This is a genomic window from Nostoc sp. 'Peltigera membranacea cyanobiont' 210A, from assembly GCF_002246015.1.
Lineage (GTDB): Bacteria > Cyanobacteriota > Cyanobacteriia > Cyanobacteriales > Nostocaceae > Nostoc.
In genome coordinates, this window is record NZ_NOLJ01000015.1 from 52,297 (window position 1) to 78,499 (window position 26,203).

The following is a 26,203-nucleotide window of genomic DNA, read 5'->3' on the forward strand; positions in this document are numbered from 1 at the left end:
TTCAATAAGTGAATTTAGCTAAACTATAAAAATCAAATTTACTCAACATCTCCAAAAATGTGAATACCGCAGGTACTTGCAGAGCGTTAGATAAAGTTGCAGTTGCAATGACTCTTTCAAGCGGTGCAGGTAAACTGTATACTTGCACCTTTGGGGGAATGGGTACAGCTGCTAAACGAGGCATAATAGCTGCTCTCAGTCCTTGATTCACCATACTAACGACTGTGGAATCTTCTTGAATGTCGCTAGCAGTATGGATTGGAATTGCTAAAGTCTTCAGATGGTTGTGAAGAATGCGTCCACAGGGTGTACAAGGAAGCAAAACCGGTGGATACGCTGCTATGTCTTCCCAAGTAATTTGCGGACTGCTAATTTTGGTATCTGGTGGTAGTAAAGCTATATATTCATCCCGAAAAATTTCCCAGGTTTCAAATTCTTCACCAGTTGGCAGACAGGTAATACCAATATCGGCACGTCCATCGTGCAGACACTGCTCTACATCCGTGAAAGCAGCACACTCTATGATTGTGACAGCAATTTCTGGGAATTGATTGTGAAATTGGGCGATCGCTTTTGGTAATAGATGGGTAGCGACGCTCCGAAAAGCCGCAATTCGCACATGACCACCGTGTAAACCTTTATGCAAGTTTGCTTCGTGTTGCATCATCTTTAGATGCTGCATTGCTTGACGCGCATGACACAAAATGCGCTCTCCAGCAGGTGTCAGCACAGCACCGTGACGACCTCTCGCAAATAATGGCACACCTAATTCTTCTTCTAGGGTAGCAATGGCATGACTAATTGCAGGCTGGGAAAGCTGCAATTCTAAGGCTGCTTCACTAAAGTTACCACGATCTGCTACTGCAACTATAGCTCGGAGTTGGGAGAGTTTCATAGGCAATTGATGAGAACAAGGGTATACACATCCTGACTTTATTGTGGCAAAAAGGTTGTATTAGTGATTTTTCATATCTATAAATCCTATTTATAGAACCTATGCAAGCCATGATTTGATTCCTAACTGAGATGTTGTTACTGTTTTATTTACTGAGCAACTTTCAGGAATAATTTTATGAACAATAACATTAAGTGTTTACAAACAGAAGATATAGAAATAAATTGTAGTCCGTCATTACAGAAAAAATTCCACTCAAACTTCTGGAAATATCTGTATATGATTTGGGAAAATTTTGTCAAAAACCTCCTAGCAGATCCGAATGAATTACAAGTTTGGCAAAAGGTTGACCGCCACGGTAATATCTATTGGCAAGCTTACGACCCGGCAACCGGAAAATCTTTTTCTTCAGGTTCTGAAACTGATGTGTCTATGTGGATTGAACAAGTTTATAGGTATTAAAAATATGACACAACTTACTTTAGTAATCGGCAACAAAAATTATTCATCTTGGTCACTTCGTCCTTGGTTAGCGATGAAGCAATTCGGTTTGGAATTCAATGAGATTCGGATTCCTCTCTACAACAACCCAGATTTTTCATCAAAGGTTCGGCAATACTCGTCATCAGGAAAAGTACCTGTGTTATTGCACGATACGCAAACGGTGTGGGATTCTCTCGCTATTTGTGAATATCTAGCTGAAACTTTTCCAACCCTGCAATGGTGGCCAGAGAATAAGGCCGCAAGAGCATTAGCTCGTTCTGTCAGTGCGGAAATGCACTCAGGATTTCAAAACCTGCGTCAGAATATGCCAATGAACTGCCGTACTAAATATCCTGGTAAAGGTTTAGAACCCGGCGTACAACAAGACATTGACCGCATTACTAGCATCTGGCAAGAATCACGTCAAAAGTTTGGGGCTGGTGGCAATTTGTTATTTGGCAATTTCACGATTGCCGATGCATTTTTTGCTCCAGTTGTCCTGCGGTTTATCGCCTATGAGGTGCAGTTAGATACTGTTTCTAGAGATTACGTGGAGTCAGTTTTGGCACTTCCAGCAATGCAAGAGTGGATAAATGCAGCAAAGAATGAGACAGAAGTTATTCCCCAATATGAGTTTTAGGGAAATAGGAAATAAGAAAAACTTCAATTCTAGATTAATACGGTTCAGTTAAGCATTTTTTCTCTTCTCTCTGTTTCCTCTGCGCCTCTGCGGTTCGTTAAAAAAGTTGACTTTGACAAAGACTTTTAGCCTTAACTGAACCGTATTGAATTATAGATGCAAATCAAAGAGATATTGCTACTAGACATTTCCAGAAATTAAATATGTGTTATCTAGAACCCTTATGCCGAGACATAGCAATGCTATGTCTCTACATTCTTTTTTAGACAGGACTTACGCAAAAAGTCTCTCAAACTCTTATTCCTTCGTGTCCTTTGCGTCCTTCTCTAACGAGACGCTGCGCGAACGCGGTTCGTTTTATCATAGTTTTGCGTAAGTCCTATTAGATATTGATAATTTTAAATAGTTATGACCTCCCTATAGTCCCTTTGATGCTTTGGGGGGACGGCGTTAGCGGGAGATGAATTTTCTTACAAATCATTTAGGATTGCGATCGCTCTCTTAAACCACCCTGCTAAACTGTAAGGTCTATCCAGGAAAATCGCCCGATCCATCCCGACACTGTTCAAGCTCTAGTGCTTATGGAGCATAGCTTATAGCTTTCCAAACGTGCTATTCTTCTCTAACGACTGTTTAATAGCGTTAAGCTAGAATAAATCCATTTTAATATTAGTAATGCCTAATATTCAAGAACACGTAAACACTCTCGTTACAAAATTTGTTCCGGGTTATAGATTTTTTCGTTTACAAGAACTCACAATTGATAAAAATAGTTCAATTCAAACAGAAATTAATAGTAAATCAATTAAAGTTCTCAGTTGGAATATTGCTAAACAAAACTACAATAACGCTTGGTTAGAAGATTTTTCCAAAATAATTGCAACTTATCAACCAAACCTCATATTTTTACAAGAATTTTCTTTAAAGTTAGAGGCAGACGAATGGGCAAAATGGTTGAAAATGAATTGGAGTTTTGCTCCTAATTTTGTAGATATTCATCATCAAACTTATTCAGGAATCTTTACAGCATCAACAATCAGTCCGATTACAAAAAAAGTTATAACCACTAAACATCATGAGCCGATTGTTAAAACTCCTAAAATTTCTTTAATCACTGAGTATCTGCTATCTGAGCAAAGCATAACTCTCATGACAATCAATACTCATCTGATCAATTTTGTAGATTTAAATAAATTTAAAATCCAACTAAATGAATTAGAGCAAGCCTTATCTATACATCGGGGGGCACTAATATTTTCAGGAGATTTCAATACTTGGAGTCGAAAAAGAGCAGTTATTCTCAATCAAGTAACAACTCAATTAGGATTAACGCCTGTAATTTTCGCACCTGATGAGAAGGAGAAAATTAAACGCTTCCTGTTGTCACCTCCTTTAGATCATATCTTTTATAGAGATATCAGTGTGAAGAAAGCTAGTGCTAAAGTGCTAGACCAAATTTGTTCATCCGATCATAAGCCATTGCTGGCAGAATTTACTTATACCAATACTTAAAAAAAATTAAGATGCTTGTAGATGCTGGTGTTCTAGCTATTTTTAGCACAGCTACAGTTGTTGTTCATTTCGTGGGAGTTATACATGCAGCCCATGCAGTGATGAATGTGCGTTCTTCCCAAGGGGCAATTGCCTGGAGCATTTCTCTAATTACCTTTCCCTGGCTAACGATTCCGTTGTATTGGATTTTAGGAAGAACTAAATTTCATGGATATGCTGAAACACTACGCTCAGTCTATGCACAACACTATAAGCTTTTTCATTCTACTTATAGCGAACTGATTAAATTTCAGGTTGCGCCACCAGATAATCTAGCCCAGTTGCAACCTTTAGCGGAGGCTTTTACAGAAATTTATTTCACATCAGGCAATGCTGCCGAATTACTGATTAATGGTCAGCAAACCTATGAAGCGATGCTGAAAAAGATTGCATCGGCGACAAATTATATTTTGTTTCAATTCTATACTGTTAACGATGACGAATCAGGTAATGAGTTTAAAGAAGCATTGATTGCTAAAGCCAAGCAAGGAATAAGCATCTATTTTCTCTACGATGAAATTGGTTCCAAGAAACTATCTCGCCCTTATATCCAATCTCTACAACAGCATGGAATTGCAGTAAGTGCATTTAACACCACTAAAGGTCAGGGTAATCGGTTCCAATTTAATTTTCGCAATCATCGGAAAATTTTGGTAGTGGATGGAGAAATAGCATTTGTAGGTGGATTGAATATTGGTGATGAATATTTAGGAAAAAATCCTCGTTTGAGTCCTTGGCGTGACACTCATATCATGCTTGAAGGCCCAAGTGTACAAAGCCTACAAAACTCTTTTGTGCGAGATTGGTATTGGGCAACTCGAAAACTTCTCGAAGTTAACTGGCAGGTAAAAATTAATCGGGAAACTAATCAAACTGTATTTATACTTCCTACAGGCCCGGCAGATCATCTGCCAGCTTGTAAGCTTTTTTTTGTCGAACTAATTAATCAAGCTCAAACTCATCTCTGGATTGCTAGTCCATACTTTGTGCCGGATGAGGCAACATTGTCAGCCTTAAAACTGGCAGCAATGCGAGGTGTCGATGTGCGAATTCTCTTACCAAATCGACCCGATCATTTATTTGTTTATTTATGTTCCTTCTCTTACTACACCGAAATGGAAAAAATCGGTATCAAGTTGTATCGTTACAAAAATGGGTTTATGCATCAAAAAATTATAGTCATTGATGAGAATCTAGCAGGGGTAGGAACTGTTAACTTAGATAATCGCTCGTTTTCTCTAAATTTTGAAGTTATGGGTTTTGTTACCGAGTGTGGGTTTGTCCAAAGTGTGAAAAAGATGTTAGAGGATGATTTAGCTGTCTGTGTTGCTGTCGATCTTAATGAGTACGATAAAAAACCTTTTTGGTTTAAGTTAGCTGTGAGAGTCTCTCGATTGCTGACTCCTTTACTTTGATCGCTAATATATGGATTAATAGAATAATCCATCAGGCAAAGTTAGGGTAATTTACTCAGTGGTGTCGCTAAACCGTCAATGCTGACAAGATTTTTCTTCTGTTGATATTCTCGAACTCCCTCTTCGCCTTTTTTACTAGCCCAGTTTACTAAAGTCTGGCGCTGACCTTGATATTCATAGAGTGGTACCCCAAAACCACAGGAAGTCTGGATTTTTTCAATGTCAGCGACGATAATTTGACGAGTTCCAGGTATGGGCAAAAACAGAGAATAGAGGGAGTCCCACTCTGGAGAACTCGGTAAAATCGTGGTTCCTTGACCGTAAAGACGCAAGATACACGCGGGTTCTTGAAAAGCACAAAACATGAAGGTTATCCGCCCATTTTCTTGCAAATGGGCTGATGTTTCGTTACCACTACCTGTGAGGTCTACATAACCTACTCGGTTGGGAGACAAGATACGAAAGCAGTCTTGACCTTTAGGAGACAGGTTAACATGACCTGTAGGACTCAAAGGTGCAGAGCCAACAAAGAAAAGGTGTTGGGCAGCAATAAAGTCTTGCAGTTCTTCAGTAATACAGTCAAACAATTTAGACATAGACTGTCTGATTTATATTTACAAATTGATCGTTTTCTCAGCCTATGTCTTAGCTAAAAATCTAGCAAGGTATAATTACTGATGTCTGGTTTATCGGAAGGGAGTGGGGAAAACTGTTACTGTCTCATATACCGACTAGCCATTTGGATGGCATCAGCGATATCGACATCACCATCACCATCAGCATCCAAAAAGGAATTTAGGACAGGATTTCCACCAGCTTGGGGATTTTGAGCATTGGCTCCTGATTGCAAAAACTTTAGCACCAAAGGTACTGCCAAAGGCAGCAATTGTTGAACGATACCAGCATCCAACCCAGTGCGTTGGGCAGCAACTTGAGCTACTTGCTGTTGTATCTGAGGAGAAAACAACGAATTGACGGCTTGGGGGTTGGGAGAAGTACCAGCGTATTGACTGACTAAATTTTGTGTGGCTTCATTACCATCTGTGGCTTGTTTGTCTTGTAAAGCAGAACGCACTTGACCACCCACAATTGACAAAACTGATTGAATGGTAGAAGGATCTGCGCCTGTGCGATCGCTCAACTGCTGTACAGTGTTAACAATGCTTCCTATTTGACCTAAGCTGCCCTGTTGATTGGGATTAGCGACAGCACCAAGAATTTGATCGAAAAGTCCCATAAGTTTGTTTCTCTCTTTGTTCTCAAAAACTTGCCAAAACTGGCTGGAAGTTTTTTGTGTACACGGACTTTTGTAAGTCTATTAAAAGATTAGAACACGTAAACTTATAATTAACGAATAAAATTTTAACAGCTACTAGCTCAAGTATGAGAAATCGATCGAGCAATGACAAATTCTGTGCTTCGATTTAACTCAGATTGGCAAGTAATTTTACCCTGATGTTTTTTGTTTTTCTACTACAATCTCAGATGCGTAGGTGTAATCCGCCGCAGGCATCGCTAGCCTTAAACCCTTAATGCGTCGTGGTTTGGTGTTGATATCATGTCCGTCAAATCACCCATAATAAAAGAACCCCACCCCCGACCCCTCCCCGCAAGCGGGGAGGGGAGCTAAAGCGGAGCTTTTGCGGGGTGGGGTTCCGGTTATTATGGTTAATTACCCGGACATCATATGAGAAATTCTTTAAAGTTCCAACTAAAAAGAATAAATCGCTGTCTGTAGAAGAATATTCATCTATGTTTCAGACAGCGATCGCAAAACGCTCGATTTATTTGACCGATATTTGCTCTACGCTAATGCCGCTACTTTCTCTAGTAAGCCTTGAAACAACCTCAAGCCATCACTACCCCCTAGCATTGCGTCTGATGCCCTTTCTGGGTGCGGCATCATTCCCAATACATTGCCCCGACGATCGCAAATCCCGGCAATGTTGTTCAGTGAACCGTTGGGATTTTCCCCTTCATAGCGAAACAAGACTTGCCCGTTATCTTCAATTTCTGCGAGAGTGGCTGCATCAGCGTAGAATCTACCCTCTCCGTGGGCAATGGGCAAAGTGATAACTTCACCAGTTGTATAAGCTTGCGTCCATAGATTAGTACGCTCAACTTTCAAGGGGACGCGATCGCAAATAAAATGTAAATCCCGGTTTCTGGTTAACACCCCTGGCAATAGTCCAGCTTCAGTTAATACCTGAAACCCATTACAAATACCGAGGACAAACTTACCCTTTTGGGCGTGTTCCACAACCTGCTGCATCACGGGTGAAAAACGTGCGATCGCACCACAGCGCAGATAATCCCCGTAATCTTATTTTCACTCAGTTGGAACAGAAAGTTATAGTATAGCGATCGCAGCATTCAGCAAAAGCCCGTGCAAACCAAGTATCTAGCCAAAATTTTCGTGACCCTTCGTCCTTCAGTTTTAGACNGTCTAAAACTGAAGGACGAAGGGTCACGAAAATTTTGGCTAGATACTTGGTTTGCACGGGCTTTTGCTGAATGCTGCGATCGCTATACTATAACTTTCTGTTCCAACTGAGTGAAAATAAGATTACGAAGCGGTTAAAGTTAATCGATCGATTAGCTCATCTAACAGCTTCAAACTACAGTGGCATACTTAAATAATTGTCTATGAGAGCTATACGCACCCGCAGTCAAGAGCGTATTTTCAACCTACTGAAAACTATCAAAAAAGGCATTTCCGCCCAAGATATTTACGTAGAACTACGTAATACGAATCAGAGTATGGGTTTAGCAACAGTTTACCGTTCTCTAGAAGCCTTAAAACTAGAAGGCATGGTACAAGTGCGGAATTTAGCTAACGGTGAAGCCCTCTACAGCCTAGCGCAGCAAGACAAACACCACCTAACTTGCTTGCAATGTGGTGTCTCAATTCTGATTAATCAATGCCCAGTTCATGATTTAGAAAACCAGCTAGAATCAAGCCATAAGTTTAAAGTTTTTTACCACACCCTAGAGTTTTTTGGGTTGTGCAGTCAATGTCAGGTAAACCAAGCTCCTGAGATTGGTCAATAATCATACCAATTTTATGAGAGGAATAAAGCGTTTTTTACTTCTGAATTCTGAATTCTGCTGTAATAAATGCTTTTTTTAAATAAAACTCAACCAACTAAATACATCTGCAACTGTTAATTGCCAATTTTCCAAAACACTCAAAACGGGTAAAATATCTTGCTGTTCTTTTAATTCTGGTAATTTATTGGGTTCAAAAATCATGATTGACTCATCAGCAGAATCGAGCAACCAACCTAGCTTTGCTCCATTTTGAATAGAAAATGTAATTTTGCGGATAACTCGGTTAGGTGATTGCTCTGGTGAGAGAATTTCAATTATCCAATCTGGAGGAATCTCAAATTTATTTGTAATTTTTCCATTAGGAAGCAATGGAATTCTTTGCCATTCAAACACAGCAATATCTGGTACTATCGAACGACCTTCAAATGTACAGCGTAATTCAGGAAAGGCATAAGCTAATTTTTGTAGTTTTGCAACTTGATTTATGGCAGAAGCTAATTCAATTTGTAAAGTACTGTGTTCTCCTTGGGGCATAGGTTTTTGGTATATTTGCCCGTTAAAATACTCGCTTGCTGGTTTTGTCTCTGGTAGTTTTAAGAACTCTTCTACATTTAATGCTGTAGTTGACTTAATAGATAATGTCATAATTTTTAACTTATCAAAACTTGATTATTTCATCATGAGAAGAATCAGACGGTAGTGTATAGCGATAGCCCGTCATAGACATTGCATTTTTTTCACTAACCATTGTAATTTTATCAAATGGGCTAGATGAAATGTGAGGTGTTGCCCGTTGTAGATATCGCACTAATTGACTACATAAGGGCTTCACAGCTACCACTAGTTATAGTGCTACCGTCCGAACCAAAGCAAGTATGGTGTTGAAAAATGAAGGTCAAAAGACAAAAAATTACTGTTGAAGAATTGTTGAGGAGATATGCTGCCGGGGAGCGAGATTTTACTTATGTTGCTATTGATGACTGGCGTGAAGATTTGCCCAAAGGTGTTGACCTCAGTGGTATTAATCTGGAGGGTTCCGCCCTCAGTGTTGACTTTAGTGGTGCTATTTTGAGAGAAGCTAATTTTCGATATACTGTCTGGGGCCACTGTAATTGGCAAGAAACCGATTTCAGTGGTTCCGACTTTACTGGGATTAACAATGTTGTAGAATGCGTCTTCGTTCGCTGCAACTTTAGTAATACTATCTGGGATCAAGCCAATTTGTGGCAATCCACCTTTGAAGATTGCAACCTAATTGGTGCCAACTTTGATAATGCCGATTTTAGCGAAGTTGACCTCTATGGGTAAATTCTGAGAAGAAATAGCTGAAAAAATATTGTCAGTAGATAATTGTGATTGTCTCGTTCCCAGTCTGAGACTGGAAACGAAGTTTGAAAAGGGTTTTAAACTGAAGTTGACACCAATGCCACTCCTCACTCCTAACCAGGACGGTTATTTTCTAATCCTGGGATTTGCTTGGAAAACAACTCGTTAGAGTCAATTTGACCATTTGAGATAACGGAACGCATACCCTCGAAAGCAGCAGGAATAGTACGCGGATCTATAAATAATACCTTGCTGCTATCGCTTCTACCAATTGTTGCGCCCATATCCAAATAACCCAAGGCAAACAGTACTTCCACTGCTTTATTGGCATTGGGATTTGTTTGGAGTTTTTGGGCAATAATTTCTGCTGATTCTGCGATCGCTTGGGCTTTTAAAACTTGTTGCTGACGTTCTGCTTGAGCCTTCAGAACAATTGACTTTTGTTCAGCTTCTGCTTGCAGAATTGTCGATTTTTGACGGGCTTCCGCATCCAATATTTGCGCCTCAGCTTTACCTCTGGCGCTATTGACAGCAGCTTCGCGTTCACCCTCAGAAGTTAAAATTGCTGCCCGTTTGCGTCGTTCTGCCGACATTTGCAATTCCATCGATTCACGCACTGCCTGAGACGGAATAATATCTCGCAGTTCTACTCGTGTCACTTTCACACCCCAAGGATCGGTAGCAACATCCAAATCCTGTAATAAAAGTTCACTGATGTGAGAACGAGCAGTAAAGGTTTGATCCAATTCCAGTTGTCCCATTTCGGCGCGAATTTGAGTCAGCACCATATTTACCATTGCCGACTGGAGATTTTCTACCTTATACCAGGCTTTTTCCATATCCACGATGCGCCAGTAAAATACTGCATCTACCTCAATGCCAACGTTGTCACGGGTGATGCACTGTTGGGGAGGAATATCTAAGACTTTTTCGCGGATAGTTTCTCGGTAAACAACTCTATCTAAGAAAGGAACGACAAAGTTTAGTCCTGGTTCCAGTTTTTTGTTATAGCTACCCAATCTTTCAACCAAAGCTTGATTGCCCTGATTGATGACTTTCACCGAACCTGCCACAGCAGAACCACCAAGAGCTAAAAATACTAGTAAAAAAAACTGTTCCATTGTGAATCTCCTAATTTTTAAGTATTAAATGTCACTCAAAAGAAGAGGAGAGTAAGGGACAAGGTAGCAAAAGAAGACGAGGAACTACTGCCCCCTGCCTCCTGCCCCCTGCCTCCTGCCTCCTTCCTAAGAATTCAACAGATTTTCCGGTACAACAATCAAAGTAGTACCTTCCCTCCTAACCACATAAACTCTTTGATGCGGTGGTATGGTAAATTTGTCATCGTCACATCTTGCTTGCCAAGAATTTCCCTCATACCGCACCCGCCCTGTTTTTCCAGGCAGAATTTCTGTTAAGGTTTCAGCTATGACTGCATCCCGAATTTTTGATTTGCGTTGTCTTGGTTGCAAAAACCGACGAGAAAGCACAATTAATACTGTGGAAAGCAAGAGCCAAACCACAATTTGCAACCATACACTTCCCATACCCACTCCAGACAGCAGCGCCACCCCAAAAGCGCTAATTCCCATCATGAAGGCGACAAACGCCGATGGTAAGAACAGTTCTGTTAAACACAAAACTGCTCCTGCCAGAAGCCAGATTAAGGTAAAACTTGGCATAGCGCCATCCTAGTTTCTACGATTGACGTAAATGCATTTCTACTATTAGATACAGCCAGACATAAGTTATTTACAGAAAACAAAACTGGGTATTTATACCAACAATTTTGATTAATTTCAGTAACAAGGTGTAGCTAGCGGTACACAAGTCCAGTTTATTCTAGCCTTCAATTCATTGCCAGCTAAAGTTAATCGAAGTTTATGTATAAAGAAGAATTCAGAACTCAGAATTCAGGAGTCAGTATAAATTTTGTAAACTCTTTGATAGCGCAGTGGTAGCGAGTATTCTCCCTTGACGCTAGCCTCTCCCTTTGGAAAAAGGGGAGACGCTAAGGGCAAACGAGCGTTGCGTCTAAATATTGGTTTAAAACCTTGTCCCTTGTAGGCAAAAATAAGTATTACATATTACCATTCCCAAACTCTATCCTTTTTTGGGTAGAGTATTCTGAATTCTAAATTCTGACTCTTAAATTCTGAATCCTGAATTCTGACTCCTAACTCCTATATTTATGATTTCTACTCAACTGATAATTTTTTGTATAAATCCACGCTGTAATAGCCCCATTAATCCTATGGGAGATAACGTTTGTGCTAGTTGCCAAACTCCTTTGGTTCATCGCTATCTTTGGGCGACTGGCTCATTGTCTGCTTACATCCCACCAGGCACAAAGGTAGCAGATAGGTATGAGGTAATTAAACAACAGATTTGGCTGGATACTCAACCGGGACTGCCGCCAGATGTACCTGAAGAATTGCCAACGGAAGTACTTCCTTATTTACAGTTATATCAAGAGCGGTTACATCTGCCCCAGGCTTATGGGTTTGTTAGTAATCTTGAGCAAGATACAACTGATATCCTCTTATTGGAAAATGCGCCAATAGATAAGACAGGAAATATCTATCCAACTATTGTTGAGGCTTGGGAGGAAGCCACGGCAGTACGACAAGTTTATTGGTTGTGGCAAATTCTCCAACTTTGGACACCTCTAGCAGAATTGGGACTTAGCCGCAGTTTACTAGTAATAGACAACTTGAGAGTCGAAGGTTGGTGTGTGCAACTGTTGGAACTCTACCAAACACCAGCTGATGAAAAGCTGAGTTTACAAAATCTGGGGGAGTGTTGGCAGTTTTGGGTAGCTTCTGCAAAGGCATCAGTAGCCAAAGGATTACAGAACATTGTGCAGGAGATGTGTGAAACTGAGATTGAGTTAGAGGAAATTAATATTCAACTCAATAATTTACTACTAGCGGCTGCGGCAGAATTGCCATTAGTCTTGAAGGTGGCAGGCTCTACAGATATTGGCCCAATGATGGCGCAAAATGAAGATGCTTGCTATCCCAATAGTTTGAGTGATTTAGATGAACCTTTATTGCGCCACTTGTCGATTGTTTGCGATGGCATTGGCGGGCATGAAGGCGGTGAGGTTGCGAGTCAGTTGGCAGTGCAGTCTGTAAAGTTACAAATTCGCGCTTTACTAACTGAGGTGACAGAACAAACTGCACTTTTTTCACCTGAGTTGTTGCAGGAACAATTAGAAGCAAGCTTACGGGTGGTAAATAATGTAATTTGTGCCCGCAATAACGAACAAAAACGCCAGGGCAAAGAACGCATGGCTACAACTATTGTCATGGCGTTGCAAGTTCCACAACGAGTCCAGACAAGTACTGGGTGGCAATCAAATAATACCCATGAGCTTTATTTGGCTAATGTTGGCGATAGCCGTGCCTATTGGATTACTCGCAATTATTGCCAGCTACTAACAGTAGATGATGATGTGGCAACGCGAGAAGTACGCTTGGCTAAAAGCTTGTATCGAAAGGCACTTTTAAGACCAGATGCAAGTGCCTTAACTCAAGCATTGGGGACAAGAGATTCAGAATCTTTGCGTCTCAAGCTTCAGCGATTTATTCTGGAAGAAGATGGCATTTTGCTGCTGTGTTCTGATGGTTTAAGTGATAATAACTGGGTGGAACATTCTTGGCAGGATTATGCAATACCCGTGTTAACAGGGCAAATGACAGTTGAAGATGCTGTCCGCAACTGGATTAACTTGGCAAACGAAAAAAATGGGCGTGATAATACTTCGGTTGTTCTCACTTATTGCCGCGTCTCTCCAGAATACTTAGTACCTGTGACTCCGGCGTTGCCAGAAGAGATTATAGAAGCAGAAATACAGGAAGAGGAATTAGAGGAACTAAAAGAACTAGAGGAACTAGAAGAACCAACTTCTTTTACAGAAAGTTCGCAAGCTTTGCTAGATTTGGATCTAGATTTGGATCTAGATTTGGATCTAGATTTGGATCTTTCAGAGGAACCACCTCTTAACCCAGAAATTCCACCAACTTTAATTACAAAACCAAAGTGGGATAAACGTTTGGTAATGCTGGGGGGAGTGTTGGCGTTACTTGTAGGGGGTACAAGTCTGGGATTATTTGCTTGGTGGCAAATTAATCCTCAAGGATTCCAGCAGATGTGTCGGCAACTTCCCCAAAAAGTGCAGTCAGCGTGTCCGACTGGGAAATAGGTTATACCGAAAAGTTCTAATGTTGATGAGAAATATTGCAGTATTGATAAGGAATATTGTAATGTTGATGAGAAATATTGCAATGTTTGGGAGAAACATTGCAATGTTGACAAGAACTACTTCTATATTCAAAGTGATAGAAAAGAAAGTAGCGATCGCTAAAAAGCTGCCATTTGTACGATTATCAGAAGGCAAGTTGTCTTCCCATTCAATCATCTCCCTCTTACAAGGCTTTGGGTTTGATAAACTTAAGGGTCATGCGATCGCTCTCCCCAATAGTAAGGAAGCGTTCCCTATCCTTTTCACCTTGGCTCAAGGTTGGTGGTAGTGTCCAAACTCCGCCCGGATAGTCCTTGGTATCTTTTGGATTGGCGTTAATCTCTGATTTGGCCACCAATTTGAAGCCAGCCTTCTCCACAGCAGCAATTACCCCATCTTCAGACATATAGCCTGTTTTTATACTCTCTTCTAAAAAAATCCCTTCAAGGGCGCGGTGTTCTTCCACTCCTAAAATGCCCCCTAGCTTCAATGCTTTGTAAGCCGCAGCGTAAACCTGCTCGGCATAGCCAGCTTTCACCCAGTTGTGAATATTGCGGAAGGTAACAACTATGTCCACAGAGTTTTCTGGGGCTAGAGTAAGTTCATTTGGGGGATTGATTTGGGCTACTTTGACTTTACCAAAAATCTCTGGATTCGCTGCCAGTTTCTCTTGCAAAGCCAAAGCGGGTTTACTTGTGCTTGGAGCAAAGTTAGTAACTATCAGTTGTCCTTTGGACGCTAGAAAGGGGGCTAATATCTCAGTATACCAGCCAGTACCTGGCCACAATTCAACCACCGTCATATTTGGGTGCAGACCGAAGAATTCGAGAGTCTGGGCTGGGTGGCGGTACTTGTCTCGGAGGCGATTCTGCTCTGAGCGATGACTGCTGGTGAGTATAGTTTGAAGTGTAGTTGCGCCGTTGAATGTCGCTTTTTCGCTCTCGTTGGCTAAAACATTGGGGGATATCACAGCTGCCAATACAAGGAAAGCTAGAGTCAGGGCTTTCAGTAAACCTTGGCGGAGGATGAGATTTTGTGTAAATTTCATAGCTGTTGTTTTCATTTTCCCCTTCAGCATAAGGGTTATTGACATCTTCCTCGATTGAAAATCGGGGGATTCTAAACTGATGTTGCTACGGGGTCTAAAAGACCGACTCCGCAACGTTTACGATATGATTTATTTAATCGCGTAAACAAATCAATTCGTTGTGGCACTGTCAAAGATGCCCTACCCACCTTGGCTAGATTTAAACCTAGCTGTGTGGCTACTTTTCTCATGATGTTGGCGCTTCCGTTGCAATCTGCATTGACAATGAAGCCATCACGACTTTTATATAATCCTCGTTCTATCCTCTTTCCTGAAGCTTTCCACCCTTGGGGCTTTTCGCCGTGTTTGGGCAGGGAGTCGCAATCAAGAAACGATGCCTTACTTGTATATGCCTCTTCAGTAATTGTCAAAGTAATTCCGTATTCTGGGCAGAGTTGTTTCAACCTCTCAATTAATCGACTAGTAGGAATAACGACAAAGTTTTGATTATTGCGTTTACCCATGTTGGAATTTTGTTTTTGTCCCGGATTCCAACCAATAACAATGTTGCCTACTTGGTCGTTAAGGCATTGGTTGATAATGAATCTAGCAGCCTTATTAATTGCATCTCGCATTTGGTTATTCCGTTTGCGTTGCACTCTATCAAGGTTAGAATCCCAATAAAAATCTGATTTTCCTTGCTTATATTTAGCAACTAAACGTGAATAACCTTGATTCAATGATCTGAGTTTGCGTCCATCAATAATTAAACTTTTTCCACGGGTTGAAACACCTGTCAGCCAATTAGATCCGCCGTGGTCAAAACTCCATGCTTGCGTGTAATCTAATTGGGGATTATTTTCTATCGGTTCTTTACTATCATCAATTACCCAGTCAATCCATAATTGCCCAAAGTTTGGTCGTACTGTTACTTCCTTAACCCAGCTTGAATCGATAAATTCTGGGAGATATAATCTAATCTCAGTCAGCAACTCTGGCTTGCTTTCCTTACTGATTGAAGGCTTGAAATATCCCTCATTAAAATTTAGAGCCTGACGCGGAAACGTAACAGCAGCTAGACCTCCCTTCTTACGATATTTTGGCAAAGATGGTTTATCGACCTCACCATTGTAATAAACTTTTACCAGTCCGTTGTAAGCTGTAATCGACTCGCCAACCGACTTTAACGTTTGTTGCGCTGATTGAGCCGCCATTGCTTTGTAATGCACATTCTGTTTAAGAATTAAATCTAATTCTGGATAAGTTGTAGTGCATCTATAAGTTTTCCATCCACTACGCAAATCATCATCACGCCAATAAGTAGTAAACGCACTTGTACTGAGCGAAGTCGAAGTATTACCATTTTCTTGTAATTTGGCGTAATGAATTTTCTTGATTTCGTACAAAGCACAATTAATTAAGCTGTTAGCATTCTCGCATTGGTTTAGCCAAAAAGCTGTTTCTTCATCATTAAATTTAGCTCTAATTGAACAGGTTTTATACACTTGTTTTTACCTCCTATCTATTAGCCGGAGGTTCTCAGCATAGGTACGATAGCGACAGCAAACCCTTTAAGTATATAGGATATAGAAAAGTCCCCAGCTTTAGGTTGCTAGGGACTAACTACTTTCGGCTTGTAAACTGATTTACTGATTTAGCAGTCCGATAGCCATTTCAAGGTGCATCTTAGCTTTGTGCAAGTTTAGTAAACTCTCTTGGTCGTATCGGTCAGGGTAGCTCATAGCCTTGCGCTCTAAAGTTATCCGAATTAGTGCCGCTTGTTCATCGGTGGGGGAGTTCATCTCATCTACGACTCCTTCGAGGAATTGAATAACACTAAAACCTGGTGACTTCAACCCTCTACCCTGTCTTAGTTGAGCGAGTGCTATCTGTGGGAATGCCATCAAGGTGACAATCCAACTAGTCTTGTACCCTCCATTCCCGGTAGGCTTTAATCCGTAACGCCTGCATAAGTCTCTCAACTCAGCAGTGGTTTTGATTTCGAGTTCTGACCTTGTGAACATAAAATAGAATTACCCATTTGTAAAAGTGGTATCGGTGGTGAACTGTTTTGACAGACGTGAACACCACCGATTTAAAACTCTATCTATATGTTCACGTATCGTTCAAGCTATATTTACATCTCTCAACAATGCCTAACCCTAAAGGTAATCCAGAAAATTTAAAACCACTTAAGTCTGATAGAGAAGAACCGCTAACACAAAATCTTAATTTTCGTGTCACCGAAAAAATGAAGGAAGAGGTAAAGGCACAAGATGACCCTCCTGAGTTTTGTAGAGAAGCTATTCAGAAAGCACTGGATGAGAAAAAAGGGAAGTAGTGAAAAGTTGTTGGAGTTTAGTGCAGCAGCTTTTCTAAAAATTGAGATTTTTGGTTAAAACTGAACCGTATTGCAGCTGGTTTAAAAAATCAGTGAAAAACACCACTTTTTGAAATAACAGAAAATGCTAAAAATCCCCACTCAAGAAGGCTACGGTGTATACACCGTAGCTCAAGAAGCAGGGATAGTGGAGTTGTGAAGTTTGGGGTCTTCTCGCCCACACAGCGCGTTCACAATCGCTGTGGCATGGCTTTTAGGTTCCCAGTTCACCGTACTGGGTTCTGATACCAATTCTGTATGAAGATGCGCCAAACTATATGAGGAACGAACCGCAAAGGGCGCATTCGCGCAGCGTCTCGTCAGAGAAGGACACAAAGAAGAAAGAAAATTTGGCGCAGCCTCACAAAGAAATGGTATGAGGGTTCCAAATTATTTTATGGCTTTCAAATTCAATTTTTTTATTAAGTGTTCTCTTAAGTTATCGATAGTACACCACTCAGACATTAAGTTGTTACTAGACAACGATTTAGCACAAGTGTCATACCAACCCCATTCGGCTTGCATTACCTCCTGATCAACAGGAATACTCTCCCAATTGCTCAAATTAGCAATCCAATGAACCTTAACCCATCGAAAAATCCCCCACGAAGACTTTTCCCATTGAGGTTCATCCTCACTTCCTTCATTCACCAGTTCAACTATGTGTGTCAGGTATCTCTTTTTGTACCCATCTGGTATTTTTTTTTGCTCTCCTGTAGTGTTGTCTTTGCACTCATGCGGGACTTGAGAAAGGATGATAAGAGATCCTTTTTTTTGTAGTTCACGCGCGTGAGATTCTACTACTGTTCTACTTTCACGTCTTTTAAAGTTCAACCGAAAGTAAGCTCCAATAGGATATTCAGGATACGCCCACTGTGTCTCATCACCTTGGTCAGTGACATTTTTGATAGAATCCAAACGATTACAATCCATTATTTCTTACTACTGCCTTGTAGTAACTAGACCTTTTTCCATATCTAGTTTGCCCAAACTCTCATTAAAAACTCTTAGGTTTATTTTCGCCCTACCTCGCCAAGTGCAGATGTACGCGCAAAATTCCTTGAATTACCTCTTGTACAGCTTCTTTACTTAAGCTGCCATCTACTCGCACAATTCTTGAGGGATGGGATGCTGCTAAATGTGCGTATCCTTGCTGAACGCGCCGATGAAAAGCGATTGTCTCTTGTTCAATGCGGTCTAGTCCTACTTTATCTGAGAGTTTGCGGGCTAGTCCTACTTCAACATCGACATCTAGCCAAATAGTTAGGTCGCTTTCTAAGCCACCAGTAGCAATATTATTAAGCTGATTAATTAAACTCATGTTCAGACCGCGACCATATCCTTGGTAGGCAATGGTAGAGTCAGTGTAGCGATCGCATAAAATATATTTCCCAGCTGCGAGATTTGGTTTAAGTTCTTGTTCAACGTGTTGCGATCGGTCAGCAGCGTACAATAAAAGTTCTGTCACCTCTGCAACTGGCTCGCCCTGAGCGGGTGACTTTTCTAGTAGCAAGCGGCGAAGATGTACACCTAACTCTGTTCCTCCTGGTTCGCGAGTTACCAGCACAGAAACACTGAGACTTTCCAACCACTCAGAACAAAGCTGCATTTGGCTGGTTTTGCCACAGCCTTCCACCCCTTCAAATACAATTAATTTCCCACCCATGCTTTTTTGTTCGCTGCTATAAACTGATTCGCTGACGTTTCATCAGATCAAGAATAGCGCGAAGTGTAAAATATTAAACTGCAATTGCGTAGGCGTAGCCCATCGTAGATATCGCAGTCTATGATTTAGTTGCCTGAAAATTGCTGTAATATCATGTCTGGATAAATAGTTATGATTCCCACAGTGATTGCACCCCACCCCCAACCCCTCCCCGCTTGCGGGGAGGGGAGACAAAGCGTAGCTTTGGCGGGGGTGGGGTTCTTCGGGTTTAATAAGCAATCAAGCGGTATAGTATCTCGCCAGCTTTCGGCACAAGTAATATACCTTCATCTTCTCGGTTAGCCCATTCAGTGGGTTGAATAGTCGCCGGATCACGATAGTTTAAGTTATGAGCAGCACAGCGTTCAGCAGAAATACCAGTAGCTAAAGTAACACGAATTCGGGCTTGTTCTCCTTTTATCGGATCAAAAGTACCCATCCCTTTTAAGTGAGTACTATGTGCTAGCACTCCAGCAGGATACTCTTGGAATTTATGCCACTGTTTGAGAAAGTAATCCCTGACATGATAGCCAACTTGGGATAAAATTTCGCCGTGTGTATAGCTAAACTCGGTAATGTGAGGAGCATATATAATTACTTCGCCTCCATCGGCCACTACTGGCTCTAGCTTGTACATTCCTTTTGCTGCTGTCCAAATGTCATCATACATTTGGGGCATGACTGAAAGCACTTGTTTAAAAGGCCGATCTACATATTTAATATGCAGTTTAGCTGATAGTTTTGCAGCGTCTTCCCAGGCTGACTCTGGTTGATCTATATAAATTCCAGCTAGCTGATTTGTTTTCGGTGCAACGACCATCGCCAAACAAAGCTTTGGGGTAGAAATCAGGTTAGCGGCTCGGTTAATCAAACGCCGGACTGGTGTGATTCCTAGCGTACCAATAATTTCGTAACAAGTAATTAAAGCACCTAACCAGTGTGAGAGATTAATTACTTCTTGACCACCAATACCAGGAAAAAAATATTTATTGCCACCAGAAAAACCGACAACTTCGTGAGGAAAAACTGGTCCACAGATCGCGATTAAATCGTATTCTATTACAAGCTTATTAATACGCACATCAACTGACTGATGTAGCATTCCACTACTAATCTCTGCTATCTCTTCTGCTGAAATTACTCCACAAGAAATAAAAGTATCTGGATCGTTCCAAAGATGGTTAAATATGCGAATTTTTTTAAAAGTTGTTTCTCGCTCCTCCGGTGTCACTCCTACCAAGTGATTGATTTGTTCTTCACTCATGGGATTGTGTGTACCCAGAGCAATTAAAAAATCCAGAGCCGCTACCCTTTGACTCAACTCCTGATGAAGCAATCGAAACATTTGCGGGATGGGAGCAGTGCGGGTACTATCTGGAATTAACACCAAGATGCGCTGTCCATCCAACTTAGGGTCTGATAAAGCTTGATGAACTAGCGCCGAAACTTGCTCATCTGAAAGTGTTCCGTTATTTACAGCCAGTGAATACATTATTAAACTCCACTGTAGATACTAAATCCACCGTCTACCGGGACAACTACCCCGTTAACAAAACTAGAACCAGAACTACATAACCAAATCAAGGTGCTGAGTAATTCATCTGGTTTTCCGAAACGTCCGGCGGGAGTATGGTCAATAATTTTTTGCCCGCGAACGGTCAAACTGCCATCTGCATTTAAGAGTAAATTTCGATTTTGTTCGCCAATAAAAAAACCTGGTGCGATCGCATTTACTCGCATTCCATCACCATACTTTTGGGCGAGTTCTACAGCTAACCAGCGAGTAAAGTTATCTATCCCCGCTTTTGCCGCTGAGTAGCCAACCACCCGACTAATCACCCGAATGGCAGACATAGAAGAAATATTCACAATGCAACCGTGGGGTTGACTTCTTTCCACCATTGCTTGACCAAAAACCTGACAAGGCAGGAGAGTGCCAACTAAGTTGAGGCTAACTACTTCCTCAAAGGCTGTATGTGGCATATCAAAAATATTCCCATCAGGAGTAATTGTGGCAGCCGGAATATTACCGCCAGCCATATTTACCAAGATATCTATTTCACCCCAACGCTGTATAATAACATCCTTAGCGATTTCTAATTGGGAGCGATCGCTAACATCTGCCACCACAGCCATACTTTCTCCACCACCAGCAGTAATCTCAGCCACCACCGCCCCCGCCCTGACTTCATTGCGACCCAAAACGACCACTCGCGCTCCAGCCAGAGCCAAACCCTTTGCCATAGCCCCACCAAGCACACCAGAACCACCAGTAACTACCGCTACCCGCTCCTTCAAGCTAAAAAGTTTACTTAAAATCAACTCCGACATCACCCATTCCCCCTCTGCGCTTTCCTCCGCGCTCCTTTGCGTTTAAATTCCCCCTCAATTCCCCTCAAACTTATAAGCAACCTTAGCGAGGTCATAAGCCAAAGCACGAGCCATACCATACCCTTCCTCCTCCTCAACCAATCCCCGTGCTACCAATCCAGCCAACCAATTACAAGCTACCCGCCGCCAGACATTATGACGAGCCGGAATCGAAATAAAAGCCCGCGTATCATCATTAAACCCGGCAGTATTATAAATTCCCGCAGTTTCCATTACCTGATTGAAATAACGCTCCATACCATTTACGCTGTCATGAAACCACCAAGGCGGCCCGAGCAATACACTGGGATAATGACCAGCTAACGGAGCCATTTCGCGGCTATAAGTGCTTTCATCCATACCAAAAATGATTAAATGGAAGCGGCGATCGCTACCGTAAGCTGATAATAACGGGTGCAGATTGTGAGTCCACTCTATTTTTACGGGAATATCAGCACCTTTATCAGATCCAAATTTCTCAAATAATGCAGGGTTATGGTTACGCATCACACCACAATGCATTTGCATCACCAAGCCATCTTCCACACTCATCCGCGCCATTTCCATGAAGATATGACCGGTAAAATGTTCGACATCACCTGGATTCAGCTTATTGGCTAATGCTCTCGCAAAGATAGCTTCGGCTTCTTGGTCAGAAAGGCGTGTGGTATAAGGTGTAGCTGCACCTTGATCGGTAGCTGTCGCGCCCATTTTTTTAAAGAAAGCTCGACGTTCTTCGAGAGCTTGGACAAAATTGGCGTAAGTATTAATTTCTCTACCGATACTGCTTTCCAACTTGCTAAGATTTTCCCGCCAACCAGGAGCATCCAGATTAACCACTGCATCGGGGCGAAAAGTTGGTCTAATTTGAGTAAAACCTTCTTCATGGAGCGATCGCTGATTCTCAAGGTTATCACTGGCGGCATCGGTAGTACAAAGCACTTCGATGTTAAAGCGTTTGAATAAAGCGCGAGGGGAAAACTCTGGTGAGGCTAACAAACGTTCTAGATAATCATAGATATGTCCGGCATTGTGAGAGTTTAAAGGTTCATCCATCCCAAAAACGTTAGTTAGTTCCTCTTTCAACCACAACCCGGACGGAGTACCCTGGAATAGATAAAAATGGTCGGCGAACAATTGCCAGATTTTACGATGGTCGGTTTCTCCTGGTGAACCATCATTGGTTGGTATGCCCAAAGCTTGCAGAGATACGCCCCGACTATAGAGCATCCGCAACAGGTAGTGGTCAGGGATAATCAGTAATTCCGTCGGTGAACCAAAACGGGCTGCGGGATTAGCTAACAAAGCTGGATCTACGTGTCCATGTGGGCAAACTAGAGGTAACGCAGATATACTATCAAAAAATTGATGGGCTAGTCGTCTTTGAACTGGTTCTGGAGAAAAGCAGCGATCGGGAGATAAACTCGGTTTTTTAGTTAACATAATTTTTGTATAAATTGTTTTGAGTTTTAAATTGTTAATAATGCTGCACTACTACTACGCTTTAATAGAACAGGAGATAAAACGCGGTTTTCCACAGTTTTTTCTTCTATTAAATCGAGTAACATTTGCATGGCATAGCCACCAATTTCCAACATTGGCTGGCTGATTGTGGTCAGCGCCGGCGTAACGTAACCGCCTAAAGCAATACCATCAAATCCGACGAGGCTTAAATTTCGCGGTACTAAAATACCTAATTCTTGGCAAGCTAACAGAGCGCCAATTGCTACCATATCGTTGTAACAAAATATGCCTGTAACTTCCGCAGCCAATAGTTTAGACAGCATATTTTGTCCGGTGTTCACATCGCTGGTTCTGGTATCATATTCATCACTAATTGAAACCCAATCAGTATTTTGTGGAATACCAGCTTCCGTAAGGGCCATTTGATATCCTTCTAGGCGCTGCTTATTTGACCTGCTGCGATCGCCTACACCCAGATAACCAATAGCAGTGTGTCCCAGACTAATTAGATGCTCTGTCGCTAATTTAGCACCTAAGCGATCGTCTATTGCAACTGAATGAAATATTTCCGATTGATCTTCAGTTTGACTGTTAATCAGAACTGTTGGCACAGCAATTTGTGTGAGTTGTTTAGTATGCTGTTTACTAATTCGCGAGTCGGCTATTAAGATACCGTCCACCCTGCGGCGATGAAAAGTATCAATAGCTGCCATTTCCTGCTCAAAATCTCGGTGTGAAGCACTCAATAAAACACTCAAACCCGCTGGTTTGGCTATCTTCTCGATTCCCTCTACCACCTCAGCATAAAAGGGATCTGAAATTGAAGTTACTACTACACCAATAGTATTAGTACGTTTATTTTGCAAACTTTGAGCAATAGCATTCGGCACATAGCTCATCTCCTCTGCCAGTCGCTTAATTTCTTCTCGCACTTTCGGGCTAATGAGAGCGTTATCTCGCAAAGCGCGTGAAACTGTAGAATGAGAAACGCCTGCTCTGCGGGCAATATCTTCAATTGAAATTCTTCGTTTATTCATTATTTTATCTTAGCTTTTAAATATTGCACACGTGTGCATTTGTATGTATTATAGAAAATAATCGTTATTTGTCAAGAGATTTTAATACAACTCACATTTCGCATGGAAAGGAGTTAAAAGTCCTGACTTTCACCTCCATTGATGATTACAACTACAAGTTACGAATTACAAATTCCGAATTAGTTGAACTTTTATTAAGAAAAAAATGATTATTATCGTCATGGGTGTATCTGGTTCTGGAAAAACCACCATCGGAAAACTACTAGCAGACTCCTTAGAATGGGAATTTAGCGACGCTGATACTTTCCATTCGCCAGAGAATGTTGAGAAAATGCGGCGCGGTATCCCTCTGAGTGAAGATGACAGAATACCTTGGTTACAAGATTTGCAAACAGCTATAAAGCATTGGCTGCAAGAAAATAAAAATGTGGTGCTAGCGTGTTCGGCTTTAAAAGATAGCTATCGGCAATTTTTGGTAGTGGATAGCGATCGCACCAAACTAGTTTACCTCAAAGGGTCTTATGAGTTGATTCAAATGCGCTTACAAGAGCGGAGCAATCATTACATGAGCGAAAAACTGCTCGATAGTCAGTTTTATACCCTTGAAGAACCAGTAGATACTCTATGTATGGATGTTGCACAGCCACCCCAGATAATTGTCCAAAACATTAGAACTGCTTTAGAAATTTAGCTTATTGGTGACAACCGTAATATTAAGATTAATCACGTATCTAGGAAAACACGAACTTTTGGCAACTAAATCACATCAGATGTAAGTCTAAAGGAATATCAAAGCAAGCAGATAACTGTAATGGTAGGAGAAAAGTAGTGTTTCTAAGATTAGCGCAACAGCATCAGCAATTCGTCCAAGACTTGGTAATGAACCTACAAGCCTTGACAATTATACTTGAGCGGCGTGGCTATACTGCCTCATGTTATACATGCGGCGAGCAAATGAAGAGTGCTTCATTTATGGTTAGCCTAAGAGAAAAGCACCTGATTCGGTTTTTAGTATCTGATTACGGGATTACTTGGATGGAGTTGTGGGACGATCGCGAATTAATGAAGTTGGAGGGTGCAGAAGCCATAAACCAGCTACAAGAGTTGGCTAATATTGTCAAGTATTACACTGCTGTACAATTGACAAATTGATACCGCGCTGGTTGAATCCGACAAAATCATAATAAGTATAGCTTTTGCACACGTGTGTAAACTAAAAGATTAGCTTATGTTTAATAAATTTATGCACAGGATAGATGTGCATAAACAAAAGCACCATTTTTATTCTGAACCAAACAGATCGGATAAAACACTTGGTGAAGTAGAGCGTGCATAGGTATGCAAAGACGAAATGAAACTTTACACACATTTTTGCACACGTGTGCAAAAATAAATAATAAGTCCAATACAGCTTTGCACACCTGTGCATAATAGAGTGTGAAAGTACCATTTAACAAATACAATATCGACAAGTAGGAAGATATGTCTCAAACTCTAAATAATGCTACTCTTCAAGTTCAAAACAATCCCTTACATTCACTAGAAGAGTGGGAAGAAGACTTACTTAATCGTTATCCCGATCCAGATAGCATAGTTAAAGAAGGTAAAACCACCGAAGAGTACAGGAATTACGAAACGACTATTAGAGATACGGTCAAAGAGTTTTATCGGTTAAATCATATTAATCAAACATATAATTTTGTACTTCAAAAAGAAAAAGAATTTTTGAAGTTTGATAAAAAAGAAATGTCTGTTTGGGATGCGGTCGAATTTTTGAATCAATTAGTCGATGATTCCGATCCTGATACAGACATGGATCAGTTACAGCATTTATTGCAAACATCAGAAGCCATTCGCGCCGATGGTCATCCTGATTGGATGGTACTTACTGGCTTCTTTCACGATATGGGGAAAGTGCTTTGTTTGTTTGGTGAACCTCAATGGGCTACCGTAGGAGATACTTATCCTGTAGGTTGTGCATTTTCTGATAAAATTGTTTTCTCAGAATTCTTTAAAGAAAACCCTGATTATAATAACCCCGATTACAACAGTAAATATGGCATTTATGAGCCTAACTGTGGATTGAGTAATGTACACATGTCATGGGGGCATGATGAGTATTTTTATCAGATGATGAAAAACTATTTGCCCGAACCTGCATTGTATATGCTTCGATATCACTCATTTTATCCTCAACATCGTGAAAATGCGTATGAACATTTGATGGATAAACATGATAAAGAAATCTTTAAATGGGTACGTTTGTTCAATCCCTACGATTTGTATTCAAAAAACCCTGTTCCTCCTGATTGGCAGAAATTAAAACCATACTATGAAGATTTGGTGGCTAAATATTTACCCGCGACATTAAAGTTTTAAACTGCTTGGAGAAGAATTCAGAATCCTTTATCTCTAAGGGAATAGAGTCAGAACAAGAGATTACATCTGTAAGAAATAAAACAGGTATGTAAATGTTCTTTATGCCTAATCAGGCTTAAAAAATGACTCCTCTATTGTCTTCAAGTGATAGAGAAGCAATAACAAATAAATATGCTTGGCAAGGAGATTTGAGTTAATTTATAAAATCTAACCAAAGGATGTTTACATTTATCC

Annotated in this window: 27 protein-coding genes and 1 pseudogene; 11 read left to right on the forward strand and 17 right to left on the reverse strand. The window is 41.0% G+C overall.

Annotated elements, in window-relative coordinates; translation table 11 throughout:
* Position 1: 1 nt before the first annotated feature.
* Positions 2–895, reverse strand: a complete 894-nt coding sequence (locus tag CDG76_RS33245) for a LysR family transcriptional regulator (protein ID WP_094353101.1) — start codon at positions 893–895, stop codon at positions 2–4.
* Positions 896–1,072: 177 nt separating this feature from the next.
* On the opposite strand from CDG76_RS33245, the gene CDG76_RS33250 reads away from it, so the two are divergent.
* The 4 genes from CDG76_RS33250 (at position 1,073) to cls (ending at position 4,984) form a co-directional block, all read left to right on the forward strand.
* On the forward strand, positions 1,073–1,357 hold the full coding sequence (locus tag CDG76_RS33250) for a hypothetical protein (RefSeq protein WP_094353102.1): 285 nt from the start codon (positions 1,073–1,075) through the stop codon (positions 1,355–1,357).
* 4 nt (positions 1,358–1,361) lie between these two features.
* The gene (locus tag CDG76_RS33255) at positions 1,362–2,018 is read left to right on the forward strand and encodes a glutathione S-transferase family protein (protein WP_094353103.1); all 657 of its coding nucleotides are present in this window, start codon (positions 1,362–1,364) and stop codon (positions 2,016–2,018) included.
* 675 nt (positions 2,019–2,693) lie between these two features.
* On the forward strand, positions 2,694–3,530 hold the full coding sequence (locus tag CDG76_RS33260; RefSeq protein WP_094353104.1) for an endonuclease/exonuclease/phosphatase family protein: 837 nt from the start codon (positions 2,694–2,696) through the stop codon (positions 3,528–3,530).
* A gap of 11 nt (positions 3,531–3,541) precedes the next feature.
* The gene (cls, locus tag CDG76_RS33265; protein WP_094353105.1) at positions 3,542–4,984 is read left to right on the forward strand and encodes a cardiolipin synthase; all 1,443 of its coding nucleotides are present in this window, start codon (positions 3,542–3,544) and stop codon (positions 4,982–4,984) included.
* Between the two features lie 41 nt (positions 4,985–5,025).
* Here the strand turns inward: cls and CDG76_RS33270 are convergent, their stop codons facing one another.
* From CDG76_RS33270 to purQ, 3 genes and pseudogenes are all read right to left on the reverse strand, one after another.
* Complete coding sequence (locus CDG76_RS33270; protein ID WP_094353106.1) at positions 5,026–5,580, reverse strand: pyridoxamine 5'-phosphate oxidase family protein; 555 nt, start codon at positions 5,578–5,580, stop codon at positions 5,026–5,028.
* Between the two features lie 116 nt (positions 5,581–5,696).
* A complete protein-coding gene (locus CDG76_RS33275) occupies positions 5,697–6,221 on the reverse strand; it encodes a DUF937 domain-containing protein (protein ID WP_094353107.1) in 525 nt (174 codons plus the stop codon).
* Positions 6,222–6,788: 567 nt separating this feature from the next.
* Positions 6,789–7,304 (reverse strand): annotated as a pseudogene (gene purQ, locus CDG76_RS33280) (phosphoribosylformylglycinamidine synthase subunit PurQ); the annotation flags it as partial.
* A gap of 326 nt (positions 7,305–7,630) precedes the next feature.
* Between purQ and CDG76_RS33285 the strand changes: the two are divergent.
* Positions 7,631–8,035: a Fur family transcriptional regulator gene (locus tag CDG76_RS33285; protein ID WP_094353108.1), complete on the forward strand. Its 405-nt coding sequence runs from the start codon at positions 7,631–7,633 to the stop codon at positions 8,033–8,035.
* A gap of 75 nt (positions 8,036–8,110) precedes the next feature.
* On the opposite strand, the gene CDG76_RS33290 is transcribed toward CDG76_RS33285, so the two are convergent.
* Positions 8,111–8,680, reverse strand: coding sequence for a Uma2 family endonuclease (locus CDG76_RS33290; RefSeq protein ID WP_094353109.1), 570 nt, complete (start codon positions 8,678–8,680; stop codon positions 8,111–8,113).
* A gap of 243 nt (positions 8,681–8,923) precedes the next feature.
* Here CDG76_RS33290 and CDG76_RS37950 point away from each other — a divergent pair, with 243 nt between their 5' ends.
* Complete coding sequence (locus CDG76_RS37950; RefSeq protein ID WP_094353110.1) at positions 8,924–9,343, forward strand: pentapeptide repeat-containing protein; 420 nt, start codon at positions 8,924–8,926, stop codon at positions 9,341–9,343.
* 131 nt (positions 9,344–9,474) lie between these two features.
* Here CDG76_RS37950 and CDG76_RS33300 read toward each other — a convergent pair whose 3' ends face one another.
* Both CDG76_RS33300 and CDG76_RS33305 read right to left on the reverse strand, forming a co-directional pair.
* Positions 9,475–10,482 (reverse strand): SPFH domain-containing protein, encoded by a 1,008-nt coding sequence (locus tag CDG76_RS33300; protein WP_094353111.1) that lies wholly within the window; start codon positions 10,480–10,482, stop codon positions 9,475–9,477.
* A 126-nt stretch (positions 10,483–10,608) separates the two neighbouring features.
* On the reverse strand, positions 10,609–11,043 hold the full coding sequence (locus CDG76_RS33305; RefSeq protein WP_094353112.1) for an NfeD family protein: 435 nt from the start codon (positions 11,041–11,043) through the stop codon (positions 10,609–10,611).
* A gap of 509 nt (positions 11,044–11,552) precedes the next feature.
* Here CDG76_RS33305 and CDG76_RS33310 point away from each other — a divergent pair.
* Positions 11,553–13,568, forward strand: coding sequence for a protein phosphatase 2C domain-containing protein (locus tag CDG76_RS33310; RefSeq protein ID WP_094353113.1), 2,016 nt, complete (start codon positions 11,553–11,555; stop codon positions 13,566–13,568).
* Here the strand turns inward: CDG76_RS33310 and CDG76_RS36770 are convergent.
* The 4 genes from CDG76_RS36770 to CDG76_RS33325 all read right to left on the reverse strand — a co-directional run bounded on the left by CDG76_RS36770 (position 13,545) and on the right by CDG76_RS33325 (position 16,658).
* Complete coding sequence (locus CDG76_RS36770) at positions 13,545–13,784, reverse strand: hypothetical protein (RefSeq protein ID WP_143854215.1); 240 nt, start codon at positions 13,782–13,784, stop codon at positions 13,545–13,547. The two genes, CDG76_RS33310 and CDG76_RS36770, sit on opposite strands and share 24 nt — an antisense overlap.
* A gap of 7 nt (positions 13,785–13,791) precedes the next feature.
* Positions 13,792–14,655: a class I SAM-dependent methyltransferase gene (locus tag CDG76_RS33315; RefSeq protein ID WP_223265496.1), complete on the reverse strand. Its 864-nt coding sequence runs from the start codon at positions 14,653–14,655 to the stop codon at positions 13,792–13,794.
* Between the two features lie 71 nt (positions 14,656–14,726).
* Positions 14,727–16,139, reverse strand: coding sequence for an RNA-guided endonuclease InsQ/TnpB family protein (locus CDG76_RS33320; protein ID WP_094353115.1), 1,413 nt, complete (start codon positions 16,137–16,139; stop codon positions 14,727–14,729).
* Positions 16,140–16,280: 141 nt separating this feature from the next.
* Positions 16,281–16,658, reverse strand: coding sequence for a hypothetical protein (locus CDG76_RS33325; RefSeq protein ID WP_094353116.1), 378 nt, complete (start codon positions 16,656–16,658; stop codon positions 16,281–16,283).
* A gap of 128 nt (positions 16,659–16,786) precedes the next feature.
* Here CDG76_RS33325 and CDG76_RS33330 point away from each other — a divergent pair, with 128 nt between their 5' ends.
* On the forward strand, positions 16,787–16,975 hold the full coding sequence (locus CDG76_RS33330) for a hypothetical protein (protein ID WP_094353117.1): 189 nt from the start codon (positions 16,787–16,789) through the stop codon (positions 16,973–16,975).
* Between the two features lie 429 nt (positions 16,976–17,404).
* Here CDG76_RS33330 and CDG76_RS33335 read toward each other — a convergent pair whose 3' ends face one another.
* The 6 genes from CDG76_RS33335 to CDG76_RS33360 form a co-directional block, all read right to left on the reverse strand.
* Complete coding sequence (locus CDG76_RS33335) at positions 17,405–17,947, reverse strand: hypothetical protein (protein ID WP_094353118.1); 543 nt, start codon at positions 17,945–17,947, stop codon at positions 17,405–17,407.
* Between the two features lie 91 nt (positions 17,948–18,038).
* Positions 18,039–18,680 (reverse strand): dTMP kinase, encoded by a 642-nt coding sequence (gene tmk, locus CDG76_RS33340; protein WP_094353119.1) that lies wholly within the window; start codon positions 18,678–18,680, stop codon positions 18,039–18,041.
* Between the two features lie 268 nt (positions 18,681–18,948).
* A complete protein-coding gene (locus tag CDG76_RS33345; protein WP_094353120.1) occupies positions 18,949–20,211 on the reverse strand; it encodes a lactate racemase domain-containing protein in 1,263 nt (420 codons plus the stop codon).
* Positions 20,212–20,213: 2 nt separating this feature from the next.
* Positions 20,214–21,050, reverse strand: coding sequence for an SDR family oxidoreductase (locus CDG76_RS33350; RefSeq protein WP_094353121.1), 837 nt, complete (start codon positions 21,048–21,050; stop codon positions 20,214–20,216).
* A gap of 54 nt (positions 21,051–21,104) precedes the next feature.
* Positions 21,105–22,532: a glucuronate isomerase gene (uxaC, locus tag CDG76_RS33355; protein ID WP_094353122.1), complete on the reverse strand. Its 1,428-nt coding sequence runs from the start codon at positions 22,530–22,532 to the stop codon at positions 21,105–21,107.
* Positions 22,533–22,558: 26 nt separating this feature from the next.
* The gene (locus CDG76_RS33360) at positions 22,559–23,590 is read right to left on the reverse strand and encodes a LacI family DNA-binding transcriptional regulator (RefSeq protein WP_094353123.1); all 1,032 of its coding nucleotides are present in this window, start codon (positions 23,588–23,590) and stop codon (positions 22,559–22,561) included.
* Between the two features lie 205 nt (positions 23,591–23,795).
* Between CDG76_RS33360 and CDG76_RS33365 the strand changes: the two genes are divergently transcribed.
* From CDG76_RS33365 to CDG76_RS33375, 3 genes are all read left to right on the forward strand, one after another.
* On the forward strand, positions 23,796–24,281 hold the full coding sequence (locus CDG76_RS33365) for a gluconokinase (RefSeq protein ID WP_094353124.1): 486 nt from the start codon (positions 23,796–23,798) through the stop codon (positions 24,279–24,281).
* 137 nt (positions 24,282–24,418) lie between these two features.
* On the forward strand, positions 24,419–24,742 hold the full coding sequence (locus CDG76_RS33370; protein ID WP_094353125.1) for a DUF1815 family protein: 324 nt from the start codon (positions 24,419–24,421) through the stop codon (positions 24,740–24,742).
* 330 nt (positions 24,743–25,072) lie between these two features.
* Positions 25,073–25,969, forward strand: coding sequence for an inositol oxygenase family protein (locus CDG76_RS33375; protein ID WP_094353126.1), 897 nt, complete (start codon positions 25,073–25,075; stop codon positions 25,967–25,969).
* Positions 25,970–26,203 lie beyond the last annotated feature (234 nt).